The organism is Natronoflexus pectinivorans, assembly GCF_004345615.1.
Lineage (GTDB): Bacteria > Bacteroidota > Bacteroidia > Bacteroidales > Marinilabiliaceae > Natronoflexus > Natronoflexus pectinivorans.
The window spans coordinates 25,369-50,969 of record NZ_SLWK01000002.1; the positions used below are offsets into that span (position 1 = coordinate 25,369).

The following is a 25,601-nucleotide window of genomic DNA, read 5'->3' on the forward strand; positions in this document are numbered from 1 at the left end:
ATTTATTTATGGAGTTAAAAAGAGTAGTCGTAACCGGGCTAGGTGCCATTACGCCCATTGGTAATACCATTGATGCATTTTGGGACAGCCTCTCCAAAGGAGTGAGCGGAGCCGGCCCTATCACTCGATTTGACACCACCAATTTCAAGACTAAATTTGCTTGCGAGGTAAAGGATTTCAATCCTACTGATTACCTGGATCGTAAGGAAGTCAGAAAATTAGATTTGTTTGCTCAGTATGCCATGGCGGCTTCTGAGCAGGCAATTCTGGATTCCGGTTTAAACCCCGAAGAAGTTGATCCCGACGAAGCCGGGGTTATTTGGGGTGCAGGTATTGGAGGGATTATCACATTCATGGAGGAGGTTCGTAACTACGTTGAAGGAAACGGAACTCCCCGGTTTAGCCCGTTTTTTATTCCTAAAATGATTTCGGACATTGCGGCCGGTCATATTTCTATGAAATACGGATTCCGGGGGCCAAATTATGGAACCGTTTCAGCATGTGCGTCTTCAACTCATGCAATTGCCGATGCCTTTAACCTGATTAGGTGGGGTAAGGCAAAAGTATTCATAACAGGAGGTTCCGAAGCAGCCATTAATGAAGCAGGCGTTGGCGGATTTAATGCTTTGCAGGCACTTTCTACCCGAAACGACGATCCGGCGACGGCCTCGCGTCCATTTGACAAAGGCAGAGACGGTTTTGTGATGGGAGAAGGTGGAGGATCTTTAATACTTGAAGAGTACGAACATGCTGTAAGCAGAGGTGCGACAATATACTGTGAAGTAGCTGGTGCAGGAATGACAGCCGATGCACATCACCTCACAGCACCACATCCCGAAGGGTTGGGTGCCAAAAAAGTGATGGAAAAAGCCATCAGCGACGGTAATATTAAACCTGAAGAGGTTGATTATATTAACGTTCATGGTACTGCTACACCACTGGGAGATATTGCTGAAACCAAAGCCATTAAGGACGTTTTTGGCGAACATGCTTACAAATTGAATATTAGTTCAACCAAATCAATGACCGGACACCTTTTGGGTGCTGCCGGTGCTGTTGAATCCATTGCTGCTATTCTCGCGATTAAACACGGAATTGTTCCCCCAACCATTAATCATTTTGAAGACGATCCTGATATTGATAATAAACTCAATTTAACTTTTAATAAAGCACAGGAACGCAAGGTAAGGGTAGCAATCTCAAATACATTTGGATTTGGTGGTCACAACGCGTCTGTGGCCTTTAAAGCTATTGAATAACATTGTGTTAAAAGATTTATTCACATCAGTAAAACTTCTTACCCGAAAGGGTAAGAAGTTTTCTTGTTTAATCCATAAAGTAACCGGGTTTTATCCCAAAAACCCGGAATACTACCGTTTGGCCTTTCAGCACAAATCTCTTATGATGCGTGACGAAACCGGTATGCCTGTTAACAATGAACGTCTCGAATATCTTGGTGATGCTGTATTAAGTGCAGTTGTAGCGCACGAACTGTTTATGCGTTTTCCTGAAAAGGATGAGGGAGCACTCACCAAAATGCGATCTCGCATTGTGAACCGGACAACTCTAAATCATTTGGCCGCAAAAATGGGGTTAAATAAACTCATAAAAACTCAGCCATTGAATGATCTGGCTCAAACCCATATACCAGGCGATGCCCTCGAAGCGCTAATTGGAGCGGTTTATCTTGACCGGGGTTATTTGTGTGCCCGCTCATTTATCATTTCCGGTATCATGGAGCACTTCAACGATGAGGAGGCGCTTGTGGAGAATGATACCAACTTTAAGTCACTTCTTATCGAATGGGCACAAAAAAACAGATGCGACATCCATTTTATAACTGAAGAGCATCACCCAAATTTACCTTCCCGGGAAACAGCTTTTATAGCCAAAGCTTGTATAGATGGTCAGGTAATTGGGGAAGGAAATGGGGCGTCAAAAAAAGAAGCACAGCAAAATGCTGCCGGTCATGCCTTGAAATCCCTCGATTCTTATGCGTTTGATTTTTCTGGACTACAGGATCAAACTCTTTTAACTACTTGATAAAGCCTTTCAATGAAGGCCTATTAGTAATGTGCAGCTATTTTTATTTAATTTTTGCATTAAAAAGATTAAAAAAATGCTATTAGCTAACCGTTTATGTTGTTCTGAAGTAGGCTGTTTTCAATATTCTTACTGAAACATCTTAAGAACCTGCTGAAATATCAAGTTAATTAATGTTAAACAAGGTGGTAGTTTGCTGTAAGCCGTTATTTTTGTCAATATGAGTAGAAGGTTTATCCAAATCCTTGTGGTGGTTATTGCCATAACGCTTATTGGTTTGATATACATGCAGACGTTATGGATCAAAAATGCTACCCGTATCAAAGAAGATCATTTTGACCAACTGGTTCGTCAATCGATGGATCAGGTTGTATACCGTTTGGAAATAAATGAAACTTCTATGCTTGGAGCTCAACTTGATTTTAATCCGTCTTTAACTATTCCATCAGGATTACGCCGTGAAACCAAGTACTTTTCCGGACAGAGCCAGAGCTTATTGGATGAGAGTATGCTCCAATATGGGATATCTTTAGATCTTACCATACAGGGCGATCATTTGAGCACCCGATTATCTACCTATCAAAAAGATTCTCTCATTTATAGTTATCAGGAACAAACCCCTGTGGTTTACAATCCACAGGACAGGATTGATCCACTTTCGCATGCGCTGAATCATTTAAAATCGCAGTTACAGAACCGAATTGAAGAGCAACAGGCTCGCTTGTTAAAGGATATTTTTACTTCTGACAGACCATTAAAAGAGAGAATTTCCCGGGAGATGACAGATGTATATCTGGTTCAGGCTTTTGAAGAGAGGGGGATTTCTGTGCCATTCGAGTTTGGAGTGTATGATTCGCGTGGAAACCTTGTTGTTTCTACCGCCCGTTATGATAGAGAAGAGGCCGGACAAACCTATCAAAAGCAACTTTTTCCAAACGATGTGCATCCAAGAGCCAATTATATGATGGTTTATTTCCCAAAAAAACCTAACTTTATCATGGAATCGATGGGAATGGTTTTACCAACTGTTATATTTACCATCGTAATGATCTTGACATCCATATTAACTTTGTTTATTATTGTTAAACAAAAACGTTTGGACGAAATCAAGAATGATTTCATTAACAATATGACCCATGAGTTTAAAACACCCATATCAACCATCTCGTTGGCATCACAAATGTTAAAAGATGGAGCAGTGACGAAAACCCCGTCAACACTACAACATATATCGGGTGTTATACAAGATGAGAGTAAAAGACTTTCATTTCAGGTTGAAAAAGTCCTGCAAATGGCTATCTTTGATAAAGGAAAAGCCAGTTTAAAGACGCAGAAAACCAATATCAATGATCTGGTTCACGGCGTGGTTAACACTTTTCGTATTAAAGTAGAGTCGCAGAACGGCAAAATTATTGAAAAATTAGAGGCGAAAAATCCTCATGCCCATGTTGATCAGGTGCATTTTACAAATGTTATTTTTAACTTGCTGGATAATGCACTAAAATATAGAAGAGGAAAACCGGTGTTTTATGTTAAAACATGGAATAGACCCACCGGAATAGTGATAAACATAGAAGACAATGGTCTTGGTATATCTAAGGATAACTTAAAAAGGATTTTTGAAAAGTTTTATCGCGTGCCTACCGGGAACGTCCATAATGTAAAGGGGTTTGGGTTAGGATTGGCTTATGTAAAGAAAATTGTGGAGGACCATGGCGCCGAAATTAAAGTTGAAAGTGAAATAAATGTAGGAACTAAATTCGAAATATTTTTACCCCTTAAAAGCAACAAGGAATGGAAAAAGAATATAAAATTCTCCTGACCGAAGACGATGAAAACCTGGGGATGTTACTCCGGGAGTATCTGGTAGCCAAAGGTTACGAAACCGATTTATTGCCCGATGGAGAAGCGGGATATGAGGCATTCATGAGTAAAAAATACGATGTGTGCGTATTTGATGTGATGATGCCTAAAAAAGATGGGTTTACACTGGCAAAAGAAATAAGAATGGTGAATACCGAGGTACCCATAATTTTTCTGACAGCCAAATCCATGAAAGAAGATATTTTTCAGGGTTTCAAAATTGGTGCCGACGATTATTTGACCAAGCCTTTCAGTATGGAAGAACTTCTTTTCCGTATTGAGGCCATTCTTCGACGCACCAAAGGCACTTTGGCAAGCCAGGATGTATTCCAGATTGGAAAATACAAATTTGATACCCAAAAGCAGCAACTCATCGATGGAGAAAAAGTTGTGAAGCTTACCACCAAAGAGTCTGAATTGCTGAAGCTTTTATGCAACAATGCCAATAAAGTATTGGAACGCAATTTTGCACTCAAAACCATTTGGGTTGATGATAATTATTTCAATGCACGCAGCATGGATGTTTATATTACGAAACTGCGTAAGCATCTTAAGGATGAACCTGCCGTTGAAATACTTAATGTCCACGGAAAAGGATATAAGTTGGTGATGTAGTTTTATCATCAGCACAAATTTAGCAGAGCATAAAAACTAAGTTCCGTATTACGGAACTTAGTTTTTATGCTCTGCTTCTATCTGTTTACTTCATTCAAATTTCTCTGTTTTCGGGGCATAAATATGACAATGCTTTTAACCAACACAACCTGTAGTTAAAACATTTTGTGCAAAAAGGAGTATAAATATCGTCAGGCTTATTATATTTGTTATGACTGTGCCTTTTTCCCATATCCAAATATGGTATGGGAATTGCAGTGTAAAATGAAAGAAATTATTTGCCCTATGTTAGGTTGGCATTTATACCAAATCTGTCAGTTATGAAGCGATATATGATTCTGTTGAGCACCATATTGTTTTTTATGGTGCCGCAAGAGTCTGAAGCTCAAATAGAAAAGTTTCAGGTCCAATTTATATATAATTTCACCAGATTGGTGCAATGGCCCGGACTGGAACGTCAATTAACGTTTAGAATTGGGGTTCTTGGAAAAGATCAGCCAATAACAAAGGAGTTGCTGGAAAGTGCACATGAACGAAATGTTGCAGGTAAACCAATTGAGATTATTGAATTTGAGAGTCTTGACAAACTCACTGCTTGTCATATCTTATTTGTCCCCAATAACCAGCTGGCATTTTTACGACGTGCTTCAAATATGCTTCTGGGAGTCCCGGTTTTAATCATAACCGAAGCCCAGGATTTTACTCCCAACGAGGCTGTTATTAATCTATATGTCGACAACGAAAGAATGCGCTACCGATTAAGCGAGAGAAGAGCCGAAGAACGTAACCTCACATTGAGCCGTCAGATTATTCACTATTCAAGATAGGAAATCAGGTCGATGAGAAGTTTAGACGCATATCATGACGACTTCAATTGACGGGTTAGCAAAGTGAGTTTGGCTTGCCCCCCCCCCCGCCCAGATAGAGGCAAGCGATGATGACAATTCAGTGACCCTACACATTAAACAGAATATGCGGGTTGGTCTAGCATATACTCCATTTAAAAGATGTAAATCATTTGTCTCAAATACCGGTTTATCTGATATATTTTATCATTCCAAGAACCGAAAAAAGACTCGCACCAAAGTCTTTCTATTTTTATGTAATTCGAAATTTTGACGAATATGTGTTTTTGTTACACAAAAGGATGGTTTATTTCCACTAGTTTAATCCTGATACTCTTGGTCTTCCTAATCATTTTCCCCGTCAATCTTATTTTAACATTGTTTTTTAGCGTTTTTGACTAACTTTTTTTAGTAGTTTTGCGTATGAATGATAGCGAATGTTGTTGATTTTTAACGTTGTTTGATTAATTTAAAAACATCGTTGTTTTGCTTATGCAATTTACTAATGTCCTTTTGATGAGTCTGAAAAGTATTTTAATAAACCGTTCCTTAATAGTTCTGCTGATATTCATTGGCTTGAATTATAATTTGGATGCCCAGGACATCCATCAAAATGTATGTTTAGGAGGTCAAAGACTGGTTAGCCTTACAGGTTCTACCCCTAATCAGGTTCGATGGCATGTAGAAAACGTTACTGCAGGGACAACAGTATCTTATACTACAAATGAAGGTTCTTATAATTTTCAAATGCCATCATCTGGTTCTGATGTTTACGCAGTATATGCACAAACAAGAGCCAATTCAACTCAACCATGGGGGAATGCAACAAACCGGGTTGTAATGTACCCCTATTCAATGCCGGATGCAATCATAGATCCTTCAGGATCAGTTCCACTCAATGGAGGAGTTCCGTTAAATGGTTACCTGGATGGAGCAGTTCCAGGCTCGGGAGCACCTATTACTGTTGACCTAGATTTACGATATGAATGGAGGCATGATGGAGATTTAATTGACGATGGAGTGGGTACTTCAGACGTGTTAACAGCGACCAATGAAGGATATTATAGATTCCGAGTATATGATCCACACGAAAGAGTTTCCGGTTGTGAATCCACATCTCCAGCTACTTTGGTTACGCAAAATACAGTTTGGGATTACCCTGTTTGTGAAGGTGGGTTCATTATTGGTGATGCATTATTGGCTCATTCAGGTATACCAGCCGGGCAAAGAAGTGGCGGTGAGTGGACTGTTACATCCGGACTAAATTTCTCTACAACAGACGGAGCAAATCCAACCATAAGCGGTTTTACGCAGGGGAATTCATACTTAGTTACATGGCAGAGAAATCCAGCGCAGTCATACTCTTTCAATTTGATTACCGGAGCCGATCAAAATATTGAGCTTTTAAACGAATCTGGGAACACTTCCGGTGTCATTTTATGTGCGGCCAGCCATAACTTTACTGTATCCCCCGCAGGGGATATTCATACTTTCCTATATCGCAATTCTGCAGGAACAAGCACTATTTTAGTTGGAAATGTAGCAAATCCTGTCTACTCTTTCACGCCACCGACTCCCGGTGAGAATTATGAAATTTATGCCATTGTTGAACGTGGGGGGTGTTTTTTTGAGACAAATTCTATTGATATATCTTCCGACGAAGATATAGAGATTCGTGTAGATGGCGACCGATCAATTTGTGAGGGTGACCTTAATTTCAGTCTCAGGGTGGTTCCTTTTGATTCTGATTATTCATATTCCTGGGAACGAAATAGCATAGAAATTTCAACTGGAGAATTTGCTGATGTTTCTGTGCATGGTGAAGGAACTTATATTGTCACAGTAACCGGATGCGGAGGAAATGAATATAGCTCACAGCCGGTTGAAATTGTCAATCATTCTCTTCCCGAGGTTTTAATTGCATATGATAACCTAATTTTATGCAGCGGCACTACAAAACTTTTGAATGGCTATCTAAATGGAGCTCATCCTACCGGTGAAGATATGGTTTATCGTTGGCTTTATAACAGCGGTGAGGTTTTAGATGATGGTTTTGGATCTTCTTCAACATGGAATGCTGCCAACTCAGGCCAATATAGTTTTATGGTTATGGAGGATGGGAATTCTTTATGTTATGCAATTTCTGATCCTGTTTCTCTATCATCAATAGAACTTGAGGTATCTGCCTTTTATGCAAATGGTCCAACGGTATTTTGCGGACTTACATTTGCTTCTGCAACAGTAGAAGCGAGGCTAACCGGAGCTGCAGGTCAGATTACAGTTGAATTATCCAATATTACATCGGGAACCACTCAATCCGTCATTCTTAACAGCGGGGAGCCTGTTTCAGTTCCTTTGGGTATATTAAGTACTTCCACAACTTTCAGAATCACTTCGGTTTCAGCAGGAGGATGTTCTTTATCTCCTGCCGAAATAAATCTTATTCCGGAAATTAACTATATAAGGGAGACAGACCCGTTGGTTTTTAACGTAACCGGTAATGATGAATGTAGCTCTGGTAACGTAGGAGTAGCTCTGTCTGAGATTGGTGTTGACTATTTTCTTTATAGAAATGGGGTATATACCGGACAGAAAGTTGATGGTACCGGGCTACCGGTTTCTTTTGGTGAACAAGCACAGTCAGGTATTTATACAGTTAGAGCTGAACGCAGTGGGTGTGAAAACCTTATTAACATGAATGGGCAGGTGGTAATTTATGAAGAGCCACTCACAGATCAAAACATCGTATTCACTGGTTCCGGTTGCTCCGGTAATCCTCATTCATTTAGGGTAGAAAATGCTGAAGCCGATGTGTTTTATTCCCTTAATCGTGATAATGTTCAGGTAAGGACACCAAGAAGACCACAAGTTGGAACTGATTTTGTTGAATTTGCAGGAGAAATCCTTCCGGGTACTTATTCTATTGTAGCCTCCCGAGGTGCATGTAGTGTTGAGTTCAGTCAGACATTTATCATAGATCAAACTCCTCTGCAACAGGTTATAACTGAAACTGAAGGTTGTGAGGGAACTCCATTACTTATAGGACTTGAAAATTCTGAAGAAAATTTTGAATATCATTTATATAATGGACCCAATGGAACTGGATCTATTATAAGAAGTTTAACTGGTAATGGTGAAGCTGTTTCTTTTGCCGGAACTATTTCTGCTGCAGGGACTTACTCTGTTGTAGCCACTAACCCCGGAACCGGATGCTCCGTTATTTTTGATGATAACATTGTGATTAGTGCAAGACCTGAGTTATCTTATACCTTATCTACATCAAGTGATCCGATTTGTGGAAATGCCAATCACATCATTACATTGTCAAATTCACAGGGAGGCATTCGTTATAGATTGTATTTGAATGATTACGATATTGATTCACGGGTAAATGCTCAATGGGGTAATGAAGGCAACCCCATTAACTTTGCTCCCCAGGGAGTAGTTGGAACATATTTAGTCACAGCAGATAACAATGGTTGTGAATATCCGTTGCCAAACGCAGCGTTAACCATCAACCCGGTTCCTTTAGTTCGTGTATTGCAAGGTGACAATGTGTGTGCAGGCGAGGTTGCTGTAATTTCCATTGCGAATTCGCAACCTGGCGTTCAGTATCTACTCTTACGGGATGGAAACCCACATACAACAGCGATTAGTGGAACCGGGGGAACCATAAATTGGAGTGGAGAATTTCCCACCGGGATTTATACAGCCATAGCTGATGTGGAAGGATGTATCACTCCTATGACAGGAGATGTAAGGGTTAATCCGCTTCCTTCAAATGTAACAATTAATAACTTAGGGTCAAACTATTGCGATGGAGCAGGGATTATTTCTTTTAATGGTTTCCCTATAGCTGGGAATAACCGATGGATTGTAGAGGAGTTTGATCCTCTTCTTCCTACATGGTTTACTGATGGAGGAAACCACACGGCATCAATTAATGTTGATGAAGCAATATCAGCATCCGGCCCAGGTTCTTATACTATTACATACGAATATCAGGATCCTAATAATGGATGTATCAACACCGCCTCAAGAGTTGTCAATTTTCATCCGGATATTACTGACGATCTTGATTTTGAATTTCGCTACAGCGATGCATCTCCATGGCAAAATTTTAGTTCTATCGATCCTATTATTCTCTGTCAGGATATCGATCCCATCGATTTACGAGCGGTGTTTTTGAGTGGCATTGCAATTGGAGATGGAGATTTTAGTTCTTCGGGTTCCGGATTGATAAACACCGGAAGTGGTACTGCAACCTTTGATCCAAATATTGCTGGTATAGGAATGCATACCATTGTCTACACTTATACAGATACAAATGGATGTACCGGTTCAATCGATTACCAAATACAGGTAGGTGTTCAGCTACAGTTTTTCAATTTGAATACATTATATTGTATAGATGATGCGACATTCACTGTCAGTGCAGGACCGGTTGATGCTGCACTTCCATTAGGAGGGGTGTTAAGTATTTACCGAGAGGGAGAGGCAACTCCCATTGCAACAGATAATCAGACTCCTATTCCTGCAGGAACCAATCCGTCGTTAAGCATTAACCCTGCAATTATTGGTGCAGGAACCTATATTTTTGAATATGTTTATGAAACCGGTAGTGGTGATGACTTTTGTGCAAACACCATTACACGACAAGTTGTAATTCCTCAAAACCTTTCAGCTGAATTTGTCACCCAATCGGGTAATACTCAGTTTTGTGAAAGCCAGAACAATGTTGTACTGGTACCCGATCAACCCGGAGGTGTATTTATCGGAACAGGTGTGTCAGGAAATGTGTTTAGTCCAGCTGTAGCAGGATCCGGTGATCATCAGGTAACATATACCATTAATACCGGCGGGTGTTTCGAGTCTGAATCAAGAATGTTAACAGTCGTTGAATTGCCTGATATATATATTAATAATCTTGCTTCAATATACTGTGAGTCTGAATCACAATTTCAAATATCTGCAAACACTTTAGGTGATGGTGGTGATGTGACATTTTCTTCAACCCTTAACTCTGAAGGTGTGTCTCCAATAGTGGTTGACAATGGAGATGGAACTGCTGAATTTGATCCAGCTGTTGCAGGTCCGGGAATTTATTTTGTTACAATGACCTATGAGCATCCTTTATCAGGATGCGTTAATAGTGTTACGGATAGAGTAGAGGTATTTGCGCTTACTTATGTTAATTTTGATGACGACAGGCCGGGAGATGATTTAGAATATTGTCAAAATGGTGGCGATGTTACATTCACTGCTAATTTAGGTGTTGGTGCAACAGGTGTTGGAACATTTATATTATCTGGGGGTGTAGGTACTGAGTTGGTTAATCATGGAGATAATACTGCAACACTTGATCCTTCTGCTTTATCCCCGGGTAATTATACACTGACTTTTTCGTATGAAAATATTAATGGTTGTATTGCAGAAAGAGTAAAGGAGATAACAATACTTATTGCCCCATTGGTTTTTGAAGTGCAAGGTGGAGGTACATATTGTATCGGCGGATCCGGGGTGAATGTCTTATTAAGTGGTTCTCAGCCCAATGTGACGTATGAATTGTTGTTAAATGGATTACCATTTGCTACACCCATTCAGGTTGCCGGAACAGGGAATTCCATTGTTTTCTCAGATATTACAGCTGCCGGAACTTATTCAATAAGAGCAGTAAACAACACTTCCGGATGCGAAGCATTAATGAATGGATCTGCCACAGTTTTAGTAAATGAGGTATCATTACTTGTTCAAAACATTCAAAATGCCTCTTGTAACTCCGGCAACGATGCATCTATTCAAGTTACAGCCTCAGGAGGAAGTGTTCCTTATGTTTACTACCTTTATGAATCGGATGGGACAACACTTATATCATCAAATGCTTCAGGATTGTTTATAGGTTTGTCTGCCGGTAATTATTTTGTTGAAGTAGAAGATGCCATTGGTTGTGAGTTGATTGCGCCTGTTTCGGTCATCATCAACGAACCTGCCTCGCCGCTTACTATAAATGCATCATCACAACCTGTGGGTTGCATGCCATGTACTGATGGTGTCGATTGTGAAGGTTCTGCCTCCATTACCATCAGCGGAGGAACTCCTTTTTCCGATTTAACAACCTATCCAACAGGGTTTAATATTGAATGGCGCGATTCCGGAAATAATATTATTGGAAGTGGTTTATCCATTAACCAAAAACCGGCCGGAGATTATACCTACATTGTAGAAGATGCCAATGGTTGCATCATTACAGGTTCCATTGAGATAGAAACCATTGCCCCCATCACAGTTAATGAAGATTTGTCAGAACATGTTGATGTTCTTTGCAATGGAAACAACACCGGAGAGTTTCTGGTTATTGCAGCAGGTGGAGCTACAGGTGCTGTATATCAGTTTTCTCTAGATGGTGTGAATTGGTTCCCGGCTAACGTAGGAACAGACGGACGGCGGTTTGTCAATCGAGTTGCGGGGACATATTCCGTTTCAGTCAGAGATGTTAATTCTCCACGATGCATATACACATCAGACCCAATCGTTATCTCTCAGCCCGATCCACTAACACTCGATCTGGTTCCAGGTTCCAGAGTTCATGTGGATTGTTTTGGAAATAACACAGGTAGTTTTCAAGTAGTCGCCGATGGAGGAAGCGGAGATTATGAGTTCTCAATTAATAATGGAATGACATGGGTAACCAATCCTGTGTTTATAGATTTGCCAGCAAACAGTTACAATGTAAGAGTTCGCGATGCTCAATCAACATCGTGCATGCGGTCATTGTCGGTTGAGGTTACACAACCAAGTTTACTTAGCATCACCAATTTATCAGCTACACATGTATCCTGCCATGCAGGAAATAATGGAACCCTTTCTGTTACGGCATCCGGAGGCACAGCTCCTTACGGTTATCGTTGGGAGTTTAACGATGGCGGCACATGGACTGAAATAGGAACTTCTTCAGAAATAAATAACAGAATTGCCGGAACTTATAGGGTTATCATAACCGATGCTAATGGCTGTGGCATTCAAAGTAATGAAATTACCATCAATCAACCTGCATCATCATTGAATATTTCTGTAACTTCTAATCCTACAGTTTGTTCTGATGTTGATACAGGATCAGCCACTGTAACCATTGCAGGAGGTACCCCCTTATACTCAGTATTTTGGTATCAAGCAGGTGTTGTTTTTAACAACAATGAAACCGTCACCGACCTCTCTGCCGGTTCCTACTCCGTTCGTGTTGAAGATGCCAACGGTTGTTGGGTGGAGGAATCTTTTACCATAGCGGCTTTACCGTCATTGGTCATTGAAAATGTTACGGTTGATGATCATGTTTTATGCAACGGTGGCAACAATGGGCGATTAACTGTGAGGGTATCCGGAGGCTCTGAGTTATACCGTTTCTCACTCGATGGAAACAACTGGTTCGCAGTAGCATCCCAACTTACAGATAATGGAGATGGCACATTCAGCTATCAGTTTGAAAACCTGACTGCCGATAACTATACGGTTTATGTAAAAGATGCTGCAAATCATAGCTGCCAGATTCAGTTTAGTGATGTCCTCATCAATGAACCGGTCGCACTCTCATTACAGGTACAACTTAAACAAGATGTTACCTGCTACTCAGGCAATAACGGTCTCATACGTTTTGAAGCACAGGGAGGTACACCAGATTACGAGTATTCAATTAATGGAGGAGCTTGGCAATCTTCCAACGAATTTACAAACCTTTCTGCCGGTAGCCATAACATACGTGTGCGCGATGACAACGGATGCGTTTACCAAATGGCTCCTGTGAACATTGCACAGCCTGTTCAACTTCAGGTGTTTGTGGATGACAGAGGCGATGCGTCCTGTTTTGGCGCAGCAGATGGTTTCATTTTAGCCAGAGCCACAGGAGGTAGCGGTAATTATGTTTACTCGCTGGATGGAACCGATTGGCAGGCAAACCCACTGTTTGAAAATTTAGCCGCCGCCACCTACCAGTTGCATGTGCGCGATGCCGATGATGCTTCATGCGAGAGCACTCAGTTGGCAGTAATCATTACTCAGCCTGCGCAATTGGTCGTGACCGAAGTTGCCGCTAATCATCAAAATGTTAGTTGCCATGGAGGAAACAATGGCTCATTCAGAGTTCGGGGAGAAGGTGGCACAGGCAATTACGAGTTTTCAATCAACAATATTGACTGGTTTACCAACAATACAGCGTATTATACTTTCAACAATTTGGAAGCAGGAAGTTATAATGTATATATCAAAGAACAAGGTGACGACGACTGTTCTGCTGTTATTGATGATGCCATTATAATAACTGAACCCACTCAAAGCATTGCAATTACCGATGCAACCCTCAACCATGTTGAGTGTCATGGTGAGTCAACCGGAAGTATCAACATCACTGTGGAAGGTGGTAATGAAACTGACCCATACAATTATGTATGGGAGCGTCCACTATCCGGAGGTGGTTGGACTTTGCTTGGCGCAGCCAATGACGGCACCACCGCTTCTCCCACCAATTTGCAAGCCGGTACTTACAGGGTTGTGGTGACGGACTCTGAAGGATGCAGCGTTACCGCTACCTATGAAATTACACAGCCAGCCTCACCACTAAGTGTTACGCTTGCCTCGGTACAGCACGTTACAGCCAATGGCGGTAGTAATGGTGCGCTATCTATTAATATTACAGGAGGTACGGGAGGTTATGTTATTGCTTGGACTGGCGAAGATGTCAATGGAGACCCCATTGCCGGATTGCCGATAAACCAAACCGACTTATCAGGGTTAGTTGCCGGTATTTACACCGCCGATGTTACCGATGGTAATAACTGTACTGCAATCATTAACGTTGAGATTCTGGAGCCCGGGCATCCCTTGCAATTGATCCAGGAGGATATTACTCATCCGTTATGTTTTGGAGAAAACACAGGGGGAATTGAACTGAGAGCCACAGGTGGAGTTTTCCCATATACAGTAACTTTAACCCGTTCATCGGGCGAAGTTGTTACAGCTGCTTCTGTATCAGGGAATATATATAACTATACCGGCTTATCGGCAGGATTCTACAATGCCGTGGTCGAAGATGGCAATGGAGAGACTTTCTCAATACCTAACATTGAGATTACGCAGCCTACACAATTGGCTCTAAATGTTTCAAGTACTGTTGATGCCACTTGTTTTGGAAATTCTGACGGACAATTATCCTTCAGTACCACAGGTGGGTCTCCAGGCTACACTTATACTCTTATTCCTGATAATGGTGCTTCTCGTCTTCTATCCGTACCCGACGATGCCACTCAACTGTATAACGACTTGCCCGCCGACAGGTACCGATTAATGGTGCAGGATGCCAATGGATGTGCTACTCCCCAACAGGTGATAACCATTGGGGAGCCTGATGAAATTAGCATAACCGGAACGCCAACCAACATCAGTTGCTTTGGTGCTGATGATGGTCGTATTACCATTGATGTTACCGGTGGCCGAGGTACAGTGGCTTACGATTATTTTTGGTATGAAGTGAGCCAACCTGCAGTTCAGATTGCCAATACCCGCGACATAACCAATTTGGAGTCCGGTAGTTACCAGCTTCAAATTACAGAACAGGCCGGAACCACTTGTTCTGCCACATCAGATATTTTCACTATCACCGAACCCTCCGAGATTGTTGTGTCGGTAGATGCATTTGATGTAAATACCTGCACAGGCGATTGTTCCGGTCGACTGGTGGTGAATGTAACAGGAGGCACCGCTCCTTACCTGATTGATTATGAAGCCGGAACCACAACCGGCTCAGGTCCGCTCTTTAACATCGAAAACCTGATAGCCGGAAATTATACCGTACGTGTTGTTGATAACAATGGTGTTGGTTGTGAGATAGTTATTCCCGATAATGTCATCGGTGAACCTGCAGCTCCAATTTCTTTGGTTTCATTAGATTTCGGAATTGATTGCGATGCAACTCAAACCACATCGGGATTTGTTACTTTTGAGGTAACAGGTGGATTATCCGGTGGCGATTATGAAGCTGTTTTGCGCAACATATCCAACCCCGCCCAACCGCCCATTGGTCTAACCATTCTGGAAGGTGATGTACAACCTCTAACCATACCTAATTTGCGCGCTGCGCAATATGAACTCACCATTACCAATCGAAATGTAGCACCAACTGCTGTATGTCCTGCCATTGTGGAAACATTTGAGCTAACCCACCTGGTGGTTTCAGGCAATGTAACCCCTGCCACTTGCTCAGGTGCAAATAATGGAGCCATCGATATCACCATTGCAGGCGGAAGCGGTTCTTATACATACTCATGGACAAAGGATGGTGAGCCCGGATTTTCCTCAACTGAACAGGATTTGAGTGGATTAACTGCCGGTTCATATACTGTTGCGGGTACGGATGTTGATCGTGGTTGTACTGTTTCTCAAACATTCGTGGTACAGGATGGAAAAACCCTGGTTGTTGAGGCTTCTGTATCTGCGGTTTCATGCAATGGCGGGAATAATGGTGCCATCATCGTAACCAATGTTGCAAATGCAGCACCTCCGTTACAATTCTATTGGAATGGCGTGCCTGGAACAGACAGTAATACAGGATTAACAGCCGGTGTTTATGAACTGCGTGTGGTAGATGGAGAGGGATGTGAAGTTATTCGTTCATTTACTGTTCCTGAACCTCCGACCATTAGCTATACACTTTCTTCCACGTTGGATGTTTGTGAGCCATTCAGCCGTTCCATCGAAATCGAAACTCTTACAGGTGGTGTATCACCATACACTATTACTTGGAGTGGCCCGGGTACATTCACTGTTGTCGGAGGCAATCTTTCAATTTCCGACATCTCTCAAGCCGGTACTTACAAGGCTTTGGTGCGCGATTCCCGCGGTTGTGAAACTGAACGTTCTATTACCGTTCCCGGCAGAATGAATCTTTCTGCTAACGTTACGCATATCAGTTGCAAGGGTGGCAACAATGGAATGATTGATTTGGTGATCTCCGGTGGTAGTGGGAATTACCAATATGCATGGATAAAAGATGGTGTTTCTATTGCAAATACAACCCAGGACATTGATAACCTCGAAGCCGGTACTTACCGGGTTGTGGTGACCGATGTGAATCAGGTTTGCGATAATACCGGCGACCCATATACCGAAGAGCTTGAAGTTATAGTTGCTGAACCTACTGCCATCTCCATTAACTTTACCAAACAGCACCTCACTTGTGCCGGAGATGCCAATGGCATCATCAATATTACCGAAATCACGGGTGGTACAGGAAGTTACACATTAACCTGGGCACCCGCATCGGCTCCCGGTATTATACAGGGTCAATGGATTCAGCGAGATTTGCAGGGTGGTGAATATACAGTAACCATTAGAGATGAAAACAATTGCGTGTTGGTTCAGAGTTTTGAAATTATTGAACCGGCACCGCTCAATTTCACACTTGAGGTTGACGACACCGATTGCGATGGCAACAATCGGATAGGAATTACTAACCCTGTTGGAGGAAGTGGATTATACACTTATGTATGGGCTGGTCCCGGAATCCCTGCCGGGTTCAGTGGGTTGGAACAAACCGACCTACCTGGTGGAGAATACACCATTACCATGGTTGATAATGATCCGGGAATTGGTAACTGTGCCATTGAGAAGAGTGTCATCCTGACCCGACCATTACAGGTTGAGGCGGTGGTGACCAATGCCTCTTGTCCCGGTGTGCACAATGGCGCCATCACTTTAAACATCACCCATGGTGTTGCGCCCTATACATTTAACTGGGAAACCATTTCTGGTACGGCAGTCAATGCATCGGATATGAACCAGAGCGGTTTGCGGGCAGGCCTTTATCGTGTTACGGTTACCGATGCACGAGGCTGCGATTTTCTAATTGATAACATTGAAGTAGAGTTTATGAACCAACTGGATATTGGTTTATCTGTTGTTAACGTTACCTGTCATGGCGATAGCAATGGAAGAATCGAAGCTACAGTTTCCGGTGGTTCAGGAGAATATCAATTCTCACTTGATGGAGCAGACTGGACAACTGGTTTCGCCTTAACACATACCTTTGAAGATTTAACCAGCGGCAGCTATACGGTTTTCGTCAGAGATGTGAATTTATCCGGATGCTACACCACCAAAACGGTAGATGTACTGCAACCTGCTGCTCCGATTGATGTCGTGGAAACAATTACCCACGTCCTTTGTAAAGATGATTTCACTGGTGAAATTGAGGTTGAAGTTGCAGGAGGTACTGCGCCATACACATATCAATGGACTACCACCACAGGTGGAGGGCTGGTCAATTCCGCTCAAAACCAGGATGGACTCTCTGCCGGTATTTATCATCTGCGAGTTGTGGATGCTGAAGGTTGTGTGGCGAATTTCGGACCTTTTGAAGTAACAGAGCCTGTACTGGCACTAAATGTTGAGATTGTAGAAGTGGTTAACGTTGCCATACCCGGCGATGCCACAGGTGCCATTGAAGTAAGTGCAACAGGGGGCTCAATGGGTTATAGTTATGCCTGGGAACTTTATGATGAAGATTTGGATGTTTGGAATCCAATTACAGGTGTATCTCATCGAATCGAAAATCGCATAGCCGGCCTATACCGTGTTACCGTAACCGATGGAAATGGCTGTGTAGCTTCGCTTCAACAACGGATTACTGAGCCTGGAACTCCGCTAACCATCGATACTCAAGTGGATCATATTGGCCCGTGCCATGGCGCAGCCAATGGCTCCATTGAAATTAATATTTCCGGAGGCAATCCAAAAATGGATGGCGGACAACCGGGTTACGATGTTGTTGTGGTTGGCCCGGGCATGAATGAAACCCGATATGGTACATCATTTACTTTTAATAATCTTCTTCCCGGGACATATCAAATCTCTGCAACTGATGATTCGGGCATAATTGAGGAGGTTGATGTAACCATCAATCAACCCGATGAATTGATTGTTAATATTGAAGTTATAGATGATGTAACCTGTTATGCAGGCAATGATGGACGCATTAGGGTAACTGTTTCGGGAGGTATGCCAAATACAGATGCAGGAGCCGGGGGCAATTACAGAATTCGACTTTCCGGCAATGGCGTCAACCGCATAGAGGAGGTAGATGATCTGTTTTTATTTGAGAACCTGGCTGCAGGGTCTTATCAGGTCACCGTTTGGGACGATTTTAATGGAGATGGTCTTTTTAATTCAAATTATGATTGTCGCAATGTTTTCAATGACATTATTATAACACAGCCCGAAGCGCACGCTGTTTTAAGTGTGATGCCGGGAAGTACTTCTATTTGTGAAGGAAATATTCCGCAATTGCAGGTCATTGTGAGTAATTGGGATGTGGTTGCAAATCCATTGGAATTAACATTAAACGATGGAACAGTTGTCACAGTAAATCAAACACCTTATGTGTTTGATGCGGATGAAATTCCTCCGGTTGGAATCAGTGAGTATGCCATTGTTAGCTTAATCAATCCGGCTACAACTTGTTCAGCGGGGACTTTTACCGGCACACCTTCGGTGGTGGTAAATCCGTTGCCCACTGCTACCATATCCGGAGATAACGGGGTCTGTTTGGGCGGCACCGTTGATTTAAGGGTTGATTTAACCGGAACTCCTCCATGGAATATTACTTACTCCAATGGAGTTGAAAGCTTTGAAATCCATGGAATAACCGAATCAATCTATACCATTGAAAATGTTGAGCCGTTAGAAACCAGAACATTTACCATTCTGGAAGTGACAGATGTTCATTGTACAAACAGCGGCAGCGGTTCTGCCGTTGTAACTGTAGACCAGCCAACAACTGTTGAGTTTGTGGAAACTGACTTAGGTGATATATGTAGGGGAGAGAATATTGAGCTTCAATTCAGATTTAACCCTTCCGATACTGGCCCATGGGTGCTCCGATACAGGGAGATAGATCCTTCTGGAACGGTGTTACCTGTTCTTCGCCAATTGCTTGTTAATAGCACAGACCTTGATGGAGATATTCTCACTATTGAAGCAGAGCCTCGTCGTACGGCTCGTTATGAGATCGAACTGGTACGTGACAGGCATGGTTCAACCTCAGGTTATTCATGTAATGGCGTTGTATTGGGTGGTCCGGCAAATGTAATTGTTCGTCAATTACCATATGAACCTGATGCCATTGTTGGTGAGTCGGTTGTTTGTCAGGGAACTGAACATATATATTCTGTTCCTGCCGTTTTACATGCCGAAACTTACGAATGGACGGTACAGAAGAATGCTATAATTCTCTCCGGGCAGGGCACCCGAGAGATCAATGTTCGTTTTAGCGATGATGTTCAATCGGGTTATATCTATGTAAAAGGAATCAATAGTTGTGGAGATGGCTCCATACAGAGGCATTATGTAACGATAAATCCGTTGCCATTGCAAACGGCAGTTATTGAAGGCCCGGTAAATATTTGTCAGGGTTCATCTGAAATTATTTTCAGAACAGATCAGGTGATACATGCCACCAGTTATATCTGGAATGTGCCGGATGGCTTTACCATTAATGGGGATGCCACAGGGGCAACCATTAGCATTACTCCAAACCCCGATATTGATACTTTCACTGGTCAGATATCGGTCACACCGGTAAATGATTGCGGTGAGTCCTTGTTTACCGCCACACATACATTCAATGTGCGCCCATTGCCGAGTGCAAATGCCGGATTGAATGCACAGATTTGCGGAACAACTCATACCTTAGGAGCAGATGCACTGCTAGCCGGAGAAACCGGTTTGTGGATGCTTGTTCCCGGCTCTGGTTTTGCAGAGATTGTAAACCCGGATCAGCCTAACTCAGAGTTAGATAATATAGCACGAGGCAATACTGTTTTAAGATGGACTGTAACGTCAGAGTTCGGATGTAGCTCTTCAGATGAAGTCACCATCCGAAACAATCAACTGCCTGTTTATGCCTATGCGGAAAATAATCTGGTATGTGATGGCACAGCGTCTCTATTTGGTTCGGTTGTGCAGAGTTATCCTAACACCTCCGGAGTTTGGAGTGCTGTTGAACCTGTAGGTTCAACAGCTGCATTTGCCAACGCTGCATCCAATGAAACAACCGTCAGCAATCTTGCCCCAGGCTCCAACCTATTACGTTGGACCATCACTCAAAATGGTTGCCCAAGCTATGCCGATGTTGAAGTGGTGAACCATAGACCAGATGATGCCATCATTCAGGGAGCCAAAGTCATTGATCGTTGTGATGAGGAAAATATTTCTCTCGAAGCAGAAGAGGTAACTAACGGAACAGGAAGATGGAGCATTATTGAAGGATTTGTAACCATATCTCCCAATCCTGAAAGCCGTAATATTACAGTTTCTGAATTCTCTGAAGGAGAAATTGTTATACGCTGGGCTGTAACCAATAACAGTTGCTCTGTTTACGATGAAGTTACCATTCGTAATAACAAAGTAGTTGTAAGTGCCGGTGCTACCCAGGAAGTGTGCGAAAATGAGGTGTTTCTCTCAGGAACAGAAGTTCCCGCCGGAGCTACTGGAAGTTGGGAATTCATAACAGGCAGTGGTAACTTTAATAATGGAACCATTCACAACCCGCATGTAACCAATTTGGCTTATGGCATTAATGAGTTGGAATGGAGAATTGAAAAAAATGGCTGTATAAGTGCCAGCCGGGTAATAATTACCAATAACTCCCCTGCAACAGCAACGGTGGGCAGTCCTCAAATCAAATGTAGCTTCGCTACAGAGCTCACGGGTAATAACCCCAACGGACAAGGTGTTGGAAGATGGAGCATCGTTACGGGCAGTGGTGATTTTGATGATATTACTGACCCTGTCACCGAGGTCACCAACCTGGGTTATGGAGAGAATATTTTCCGCTGGACCATATCCAATGGCTCGTGCAGTTCATCGGCCGATTTGGTTGTAAATAATCTGCATGTGGCGGTAGATGCAGGAAAAGATTTTGCTACATGTACCAGAACGGTCACAATGAATGGTAGTCCTGTACCTGCTGGAATGACAGGACTGTGGCAAATATCTTCCGGATCAGGAGGAGCAACCATACCTTTGGATGAAAGAAACAAGCCAAATGCTACCATCAGTGTGGACTATGGAACAACGACACTAATTTGGACCATAACAAATGGGACTTGTGTCAGCAGTGATAATGTAATTGTTACGAACAACATGCCTTATCCCGTTGAAGCCGGCCCATACAGAGAAATTGATGGGTCTACTTATACTTTTGAGGCAACTCCGGTAATCCAGGGTACTGGCAATTGGGAGTTAATCTCAGGTGGTGGGGAAATTCTGAACCCCAGTCTGCCCAATGCACAGGTGACCAATTTACGAAGAGGTGAAAACATTTTTAGGTGGACAGTAACTCATGGGGACTGTACAATATACGATGAAGTAACCATAGTTAATGGTCAGGTTACCGAAGCGAATGCTGGATTAGACAGAGTTATTTGTAGTAGTTCGGCCACATTAAATGCCAACGATCCTGATGTGGCCGTAGGTACTTGGTCTGTTGTTTCAGGTACTGCTAATTTTGAAAATCGAAACAATCCAAGAACCCGAGTTACCAATTTAAGCCCCGGGCCTAATGTGTTGCGATGGACTATTGAGTATTCAACCAGTTCAAGTTACGATGAGGTTACCATAACCAATAATACGCCAACAGAGCCTAGTGCAGGGTTCTTTTCTGCACATTCATTGGGAAGAGACAATGCAATTTGTGCTGATAACGTTACCCTTACCGGGAACAATCCCGGAGCCGATATGGGAGAACCTTCCTGGCATCTTGTGCAGGGAGGTGGGACAATAGTCAGCCCCAACTCTTCGGAAACTGAGGTAAACGGACTGGCAAGAGGTGTTAATGAATTTATATATCGAATTACCAAGGGAAGTTGTGAACTTGAAAATCGCATCACCATCATAAATGGAACTCCCTCAACTCCTGATGCAGGAGAGGATGTGACCATTTGTAGTGGAAGTTATCAGTTAAGGCCTTTGCCACAGGTTCCCGACCATGGCGTAGCATCTTGGCGGGCTTTAAGTGCTGGAGAAATTACTTTCAATGGAAACTGGGTGCACGGTTTGTCGCAAGGCGAGAATGTTTTAGCATATGAAATTTCTACAGAGTATTGTACTTTAACCGATGAGGTTGTCATTACCAACAACGAAGTAATCCCTGCTTATGCTGGGGAAGACCGACGTACTTGTGGTAATGAGGTTGTGCTTGAAGCGTGGGAGGCAGGTACTGCTGGAGATGGCATGGCAGTTGGAACGTGGAGCCGCATTTCAGGAGGAGGAACTTTTGATGATCCAAACGATCCAAATGCGACCATAACCGGGCTTGTAGCAGGTGCCAACCGTTTGCGCTGGACTGTTTCTTACGGAGCTTGTTCCGATTATGACGAGGTTATTATTTACAATGATCATAGAAGCGCTGAAATTCTTCTGGATGATTATACTCACTGTGCGGATACTATGGCTATATCAGCCCGAGTTCCAAGAGATGGTTCTGGTAGCTGGGGTATAGCACAGGGAAGAGGTAACTTCGATGATCATCGTTCTGCCAATACTATTGTCAGAAATCTACAGCGTGGAGATAATGTGATCACCTGGACGGTGAATCATCGAAATTGTACAGATACAGATCAACTGACCATTACTAATAATATGGCAACCCATGCATTTGCCGGAGAAGATGAATCTTTCTGTGTGGATCAAGCCACACTATCAGGCAGTGTTAAGAGGGATGTTGAAACTTCAACATGGACACTTATTGATGGAAGCGGAGAGATCGCAACACCAGATAATTCAGCTGTTACAACTGTCTCAGGACTTGGTTTTGGGGAGAATATTTTCCGTTATACCATTCGCCATCAGGATTGTATTTCCTATGATGAGGTAACCATTGAGAATAATCACATTGCTGCCAATGCAGGCCCCGATCGGACATACTGTAGTAATGAGGCTGTTCTTGCCGGAAGCAATCCTGGATTAGGTGTAGGAACATGGTCTGTTCCAGGTGGATTAGGGGCTGCTGTGTTTGATAACCCCAATAGTCCAACAACAAGAGTTACCAATCTTGGTAAAGGGAACAATACATTGAGATGGACTGTACGTTATAAAGGGTGTACACATTCTGATGACGTAATCATTACCAATAATCTTCCCGTAACGCCCAATGCGGGTAATACTCAAATTCTTTGTCGTGATAATACAACATTGGAAGCTTCTCCTTTAGGAGCCGGAGAGCAGGGAGTATGGGAAGTGTTAACAGGTTCTGCTGATTTTGCTGATGAAAACCTCCATAATACCCAGGTTGCAAATTTGGGTAAAGGCGACAATATTCTCAGATGGACAACCTGGCGAGTAGACGGATGTCCTTTATCTGAAGAGGTTCTCATTAGAAACAATGATCCTTATGAGCCAAACGCAGGCAGCGATTATGAAGAGGTATGTGAACGTACATTCACTCTAAAAGCAGATGCTCCTGAATTTGGGACAGGTAGTTGGAGTTTTGTTCAGGGAGGTGGAAACCTGAGTGATCCTTACGATCCCAGAGCAACCATCACCAATCTCGATCATGGAACCAATATTTTGAAGTGGACTGTAGAACAGGGTAACTGTGCTCGTTCGGCTAGGGTTACCATCGAAAACAATACACCCAACAGGGCAAATGCAGGGCCCGATATTGAGGACTGTAAAGATTTTCATGTTCTTGATGCCAACGTTCCATTACACGGTGCAACAGGCCGTTGGGAGCGGATGAGTGGCTATGGCGAGTTTGATGATGATTTTGATCCCAAAACAACTGTTCGTAACCTTGAGTTTGGAATGAATCAATTCCGATGGATCATCGAGAAAGGCAATTGTTTTTCTTCGGATGTAATAACCATTTTTAATATGGTTCCCGACCGTGCAGACGCGGGTTCAGATCGCATTGGAATCTGTGAGAATTATCTCACTCTGAATGCTAATAATCCGCAGTCGGGCACAGGGCGATGGAGTGTGGTGAAAGGAACAGGAACTTTTGACAATCCCGAGGAGTACAACTCTGTTGTGCGTAATGTCGGCTTTGGTGAGAATATTTACAGATGGTCCATATCTTATGGCTCTTGTTCCACCGAGGATGAAATGACCGTAGTAAGTCACAAAACCAATGCCTACGCCGGTGAAGATCAGATCGTGTATGAGCCAAGGGCATTGTTGAATGCCAACAATGCCGGAAATCTGAATGCCCGTTGGATTGTTGTGGGAACGAGCACTGCGGAGTTTGATGATGAAACCTTTTTCAATACAAATGTGTATAACCTAAGCGATGGCATTAATACATTCCGTTGGGAAATAGAAGTGGAAGGATGTATTGCTTCTGATCAGGTCAGCATTGATTACAGAGTCGTACCCGATGCCGGTTTTATCACAGATGTGGATTCGGGTTGCTTCCCGCTTAGAGTTCTGTTTACCAACTATTCGGTAGGAGGTAGTGATTATATCTGGGATTTTGACGACGGTCATTCCTCCGGGGAGAGAAATCCGGTTCATGTATTCGAATCGCCCGGTGTTTATAATGTCAGGTTGATAGCACCCGGGCCTGATGGAAGAGATGGAGAGTATTTCAAGGAAATAGTAGTACACGATCATCCTGTAGCTGATTTCACAGTTAATCCGCAGGTTGTATACCTGCCGGGAGAAAAAGCACGGTTTTATGATCTGTCGATTGATGCCATAAGTTGGCTATGGAATTTTGGTGATGGCACCACCAGCTCAGACAGAAATCCGTCGTATGAATACAGAGATGAAGGTGTTTATGATGTTTCCTTAACCGTTACCAATGACAGGGGCTGTGTAAATACTTTCACACAATCAGGAATTATTACAGCCTATCAGCAAGGTTTTGTCAGATTCCCGAATGCTTTCAGACCCAGACCAGATGGAGCATCTGGAGGTATTGATCCGTCAGCTGAATATGTTGTGGTGTTTAAGCCTGCCTACAAGGATGTTGACGAGTTTAAACTTGAGATATTTAACCGCTGGGGGCAAAAGATATACGAAACCAACGACATTGATCAGGGTTGGGACGGTATGCACGATGGCCGTTTAGCTCCTCAGGCTGTTTATGTTTATCAGGTTTCGGGCAGATATATCAGCGGACGTGAATTCCGAAAAACTGGTAGTGTTTTATTGGTTCGTTAGAATTGGTTTTTAATAGACTGATTTAAAGTT

General features: G+C 42.8%; 6 protein-coding genes. All 6 read left to right on the forward strand.

Annotated elements, in window-relative coordinates; translation table 11 throughout:
- The first annotated feature begins 8 nt into the window (after positions 1–8).
- Positions 9–1,259, forward strand: coding sequence for a beta-ketoacyl-ACP synthase II (gene fabF, locus EV194_RS03675; protein WP_132432271.1), 1,251 nt, complete (start codon positions 9–11; stop codon positions 1,257–1,259).
- Positions 1,260–1,263: 4 nt separating this feature from the next.
- Positions 1,264–2,043, forward strand: a complete 780-nt coding sequence (gene rnc, locus EV194_RS03680) for a ribonuclease III (protein WP_132432273.1) — start codon at positions 1,264–1,266, stop codon at positions 2,041–2,043.
- 220 nt (positions 2,044–2,263) lie between these two features.
- Complete coding sequence (locus EV194_RS03685; protein ID WP_132432275.1) at positions 2,264–3,865, forward strand: sensor histidine kinase; 1,602 nt, start codon at positions 2,264–2,266, stop codon at positions 3,863–3,865.
- Entirely contained in the window at positions 3,838–4,521 is a 684-nt protein-coding gene (gene rprY / locus EV194_RS03690) for a response regulator transcription factor RprY (protein WP_079556385.1), read from the forward strand. Before EV194_RS03685 ends, rprY begins: the two co-directional genes overlap by 28 nt.
- Before the next feature lie 320 nt (positions 4,522–4,841).
- On the forward strand, positions 4,842–5,348 hold the full coding sequence (locus tag EV194_RS03695) for a YfiR family protein (RefSeq protein WP_132432277.1): 507 nt from the start codon (positions 4,842–4,844) through the stop codon (positions 5,346–5,348).
- A 534-nt stretch (positions 5,349–5,882) separates the two neighbouring features.
- On the forward strand, positions 5,883–25,571 hold the full coding sequence (locus tag EV194_RS03700; protein ID WP_165921795.1) for a PKD domain-containing protein: 19,689 nt from the start codon (positions 5,883–5,885) through the stop codon (positions 25,569–25,571).
- Positions 25,572–25,601: the final 30 nt, after the last annotated feature.